This is a genomic window from Kitasatospora sp. NPDC090091 (assembly GCF_044747365.1).
Lineage (GTDB): Bacteria > Actinomycetota > Actinomycetes > Streptomycetales > Streptomycetaceae > Kitasatospora.
This window is the reverse complement of the sequence record NZ_JBIVDY010000054.1, coordinates 1-3,962: the sequence shown is the minus strand read 5'-3', so window position 1 is coordinate 3,962 and position 3,962 is coordinate 1. Positions and strand designations below refer to the sequence as shown.

4 protein-coding genes are annotated in these 3,962 nt (G+C 60.2%); 1 reads left to right on the top strand and 3 read right to left on the bottom strand.

Annotated features, from left to right (window positions below):
• Positions 1-326, top strand: a 326-nt coding sequence (locus ACIPSC_RS38965) for a transposase (RefSeq protein ID WP_400835143.1), incomplete at its 5' end; no start/stop codon positions are given.
• A gap of 263 nt (positions 327-589) precedes the next feature.
• Here the strand turns inward: ACIPSC_RS38965 and ACIPSC_RS38960 are convergent.
• The 3 genes from ACIPSC_RS38960 to ACIPSC_RS38950 form a co-directional block, all read right to left on the bottom strand.
• Positions 590-1,264 (bottom strand): hypothetical protein, encoded by a 675-nt coding sequence (locus ACIPSC_RS38960; protein ID WP_400835140.1) that lies wholly within the window; start codon positions 1,262-1,264, stop codon positions 590-592.
• Between the two features lie 768 nt (positions 1,265-2,032).
• Positions 2,033-3,130, bottom strand: a complete 1,098-nt coding sequence (locus ACIPSC_RS38955; protein ID WP_400835137.1) for a hypothetical protein — start codon at positions 3,128-3,130, stop codon at positions 2,033-2,035.
• Between the two features lie 212 nt (positions 3,131-3,342).
• Positions 3,343-3,962: ISAs1 family transposase (locus tag ACIPSC_RS38950; RefSeq protein ID WP_400835134.1), on the bottom strand; the 620-nt coding region annotated here is incomplete at its 5' end.

The following is a 3,962-nucleotide window of genomic DNA, read 5'->3' as shown; positions in this document are numbered from 1 at the left end:
CGCTGGACAGCATCCGCGTGCGCACCGACAAGGCCATGGGACTTCGCAACCTCCCGTCCCAGGACTGGACCGTCAACCGAAGCTGGATGCTCACCTGCAACCTCGCCCACGACGTGGACCGCTGGGTCCGCCTCCTGGCCCTGCACGACCAGGACGACCTGGTGAACGCCGAGCCCGACACCATGCGCTTCCGGATCTACCACCTGCCCGTGCGCCTGGCCGCCCACGCCCGACGCCGCTGGCTGCGGATCGACCGGACCTGGCCCTGGGCGAGCGCGTTCACCACTTGCTGGCGCAGGCTCATCCAGCTCCCGGCCGACACCTGACGGCCGGCCCCACCCCAACAAGAACCAGGAAGGAGGAGAAGCACGTCCGGGCCCGTGGAACCCGGCGTCCCCGCAGCGACATGCGACGGCTCGCCCCGAACGGCAACGGGACATTACGGGCGAACCGCCGCTTTCGTCACCGGCCGATCATCCCTGACGAATCGAGGTCAACCATCATTGTCGCCCAACACTATGACGGCGCGGTTCTGGCCGCTGCCCTGAAGTCCACCGGCTGCCTGCGAGTGGATCAAGAGCGACCACATTTAGTCAGCGCGCAGCCCCAATCGATCCCTCCATCTATCCAATTCCACACCCGATATTTCCGAGGACTGAAGCCAATGGTCGACGGCTTGGACCACTTCGCCGCGATATGGCCATGGATATGCTAGCAACCCTCGCAGAATTACCATCGCTGGCGTGTTTCCTATTTGGAGCAGAGAAAATGAAACTTCTACGATCTCTGCAATTTGCCCAGCTGGCCTAGCATCGATAGCAAGGGAGTCGGCCAGCTCTGGCGAGATCAGCGCGAGGATGAGGTCCCTAGGCCAGCTAGGCGGAAGTTCCTCCAGATGTACGGTCTGGCGCTCCGGTATGTCGCTATAGCGTTGCACTATCACCGGATGGGTCATCACCGAATCCAGCACCACGAGGCGCAGCAGTGAATCGCTGGCATCCTCATAGAGGACATTGAGGAATCCATCGGACGGTAATTTCTCTTGCGTCGCCACCCATCTGAGATACCAAAGCCAGGACTGCATTGAGAGCAACCCCGTGTCGCTTTCCGATAGATCACCAGCCGAGAGCTGATATGCCAGGCTTTCATCACTCTGGAGGAGTTCGGCAAAGCGACAGCAATACGCTTCATTGACTCCTTCTCCATGCGCAGCGTTGGTCATTCGGTCGATAAAGTCAGCACTGAGGCCCAGTAGGCCTTTCATGTCGATCCCCTTATGCGTGCAGATGAGCGTACGTGTTGCGGGCATAAGCCTGACGCACTAGTGCTGCCGCAGCCGCATTGGACTGTCGCGGACCAAGGGGGCCTATTAGCGCATTTCGTCGGAGATCATAGTGGACTTTCTCGAACTCCTCTTCCACGATCACCGCGATGCGCGCATCAGTGAAGGAGGAGCTCGACCCTGAGTGAACAAGCTCACGACTAGCGTCCCAGTCCGATACGGCCATCCAGATGTCGCCCTTTCCTGTGTACCACCGGTTTCTCTGATCCGGCCGGAACAGTACACAGTCAATCTGGAACACTGTTCTGAAGAGGTTTCGCATGAATTGATTTGCCAACTGCGAATGATAGGTAAGCAGCAGTTGTTTCCGGCGGGGCTGAAATCCAGTCCACGCCATGTAAAGGTCCTGTAGGAGTGGCTGAGTTGCGTCATAGACCAGCCACTGCCTGGGATCGAACCGCGCTACCACGCCCACTCGGCCAAAAATGGCCGATGAGATTGGAAACGCCAGTGGAGTGACATAGGTTCCATCGCCCCAAGTAAATCCTGGGGTCGCCGAAATATAAAGCCCACCTCTTCCGCCGCGGTAGCTTCTCGCGTACGTGGCCGCGGTGTACTTGATTACTAACGGCGACTTGCGTTCTTCGTCCATACTTTCGTCCGCCAACTGGGCCAAGAGACTCGCTGGGAACTTCACGACATGTCGACTGATCTCGTCATGAAGGCGCCGAGGTATGAAGTGTTGGTCCCTCATATCTCACTCCCTTGAAGAATTTCAGAAATTTCAGCCCATATGTGCCGCTGCGTACCGCTGACAGCAAATCGCAGTGGCGTCGGCCTGATCGGTTCACCACTTGGGGCCCGGAGGGAGGAATTCAAGCACCATGCTGGCAGCGCGACGGGGATGATGTCGCCAATTTCGACGTGCACGGAGCGTGAGCGGGATGCGGCCAGGGTTTGCGCCCCGGTAAATCCTGTCTGTTCGAGGACCATTCCTTCGCCGATCACGATCTCGGGATCTTGCAGCGCGGACAATTCGAGAAGGACTACGTAGTCTGCACGGGAGGCTGTGGCCGAAAGCGCCTTAAACTCATCATCCCAGGCCTCAGCAGCGGCACGAAACTCGCCCGCGTGATACGAGGCTTCCCGCATGGTTGTGCCAATTCCCGACACCTGGATAACATGATCTCGTTGATATGCCGCCAGTGAATCCTCTGAATCAATAAAGGTAAGGCCCAGGGCCGCAGGGTTTCTCAGCAACACCCGGTCCGAAGCTTTGCGTGCACCCGACAGTGTAAGCAAGGCTACTGCTCCACCGACATTGGGGTTAGCGAGGTCGCCAAACCAGGAAGTCATGTCCTGTCTGACCTCTCCCAGACTTATATGCGTCACAGAGGGCGCGTTGCTATAAAGCTCGCCCCGATATGTGGCTGCTGTGCCGTCCAGTACGCGAACCTGAGGCGCTTGATCGCTGCTTCGTGGAGGCTCCTGCCGAGGCCGCAGAACAACAATCCTCCACTTTTCATTCGTAAGCTCCTGATGCCACTGAGCGTTGCGCACACCGGTGATGAGCTCTGCCAGATCTGCATGCACAACAAGTGCACCCCACCACTCGGTTGCCAGCCAGAGGAGATCCGTCGACGGGATGTCGGGCAGAAAGGCGGCACTTCTTACTCTTTTGGCGACAAGCGCCTGGAATAGCAAACGCCCTATATCGGCAGGGGGGCCATAGGATGTCCACAGTGAGTGACCCCCAGGGCCCTGCACTGATGGCCCGAGGAGGAGTTGCTCTCGTTCGGACTGTAACGGCTCATCGAGGAAATTGATGAGGAACACAGGCTTGTGCATGGCACCTCCTAGGATAGGAGCCGCCCGCCGTCGACCTCAGATCGGACGGCTCGACGCATAAAACAAGTTCTATAAGCCACCGTAGCCTCGCATCCAGGTGACGTCACGTGGGTTCGGATGGCAGACTTCCCGGCGACGGGTGAACCTAACCGCTGAACAGTGGCTCAGCGGTAACCCAAGGGCATTGCGTGATCGCGGTCTGTCCGGATTGATCACGTGAGGCCGAGGATTCGCAGGGGTCGGGTGTGGTCGCGGCCGGTGTGGCGGAGGGCGGCGGCGATGTTGGTGTGGCCGTTCTGGCGGAAGATGCTGATGGCGAGGTTGCGCAGTCCGGCCATGGTGCGGGGCAGGTGGCCGGTGCGGACCTTGGAGTCGTCCTCGCGGAAGGTCCGGTCGCGGACGTGGTGCAGGAGGTTCTCGATGCCCCAGTGGCCCCTGATCCAGGTGGCGAGCTGGGCGGCGGTGACGTCGTAGGTGTCCAGGCTCGTGATCAGGTAGACCCGCTCGATGGTGAGGTTCCCGGTCGAGCGGTCGCGGCGCCATCGGACGATCTGGATCGCCTGGCGGGCGCCGGGATAGTCGAGGTGGTGGAAGGCGGCGGTCTTGAGCCGGCGGATCTCGTCGCGGTGGTGGGCCCGGTCGCGGGTGCGGTGGTCCAGCGGGATGTCCGCCCAGGGCAGCGTTTTGACCTGGGCATACAGCCCGGGGTGGTTCTTCTTCACGATGGCCAGGTAGTGGGCGCCGCGTTCACGGAGGTACGTGCCATGGGCGTGCTGGGTGTGCAGGGCATCGCCGGTGATCACGGTGTCGGTCAGGTCGATGCTGTCCAGCA

Coding starts and splice junctions, on each gene's coding strand:
- ACIPSC_RS38960 (WP_400835140.1), bottom strand. CDS start 1,264: ATGAAAGGCCTACTGGGCCTCAGTGCTGACTTTATCGACCGAATGACC.
- ACIPSC_RS38955 (WP_400835137.1), bottom strand. CDS start 3,130: ATGCACAAGCCTGTGTTCCTCATCAATTTCCTCGATGAGCCGTTACAG.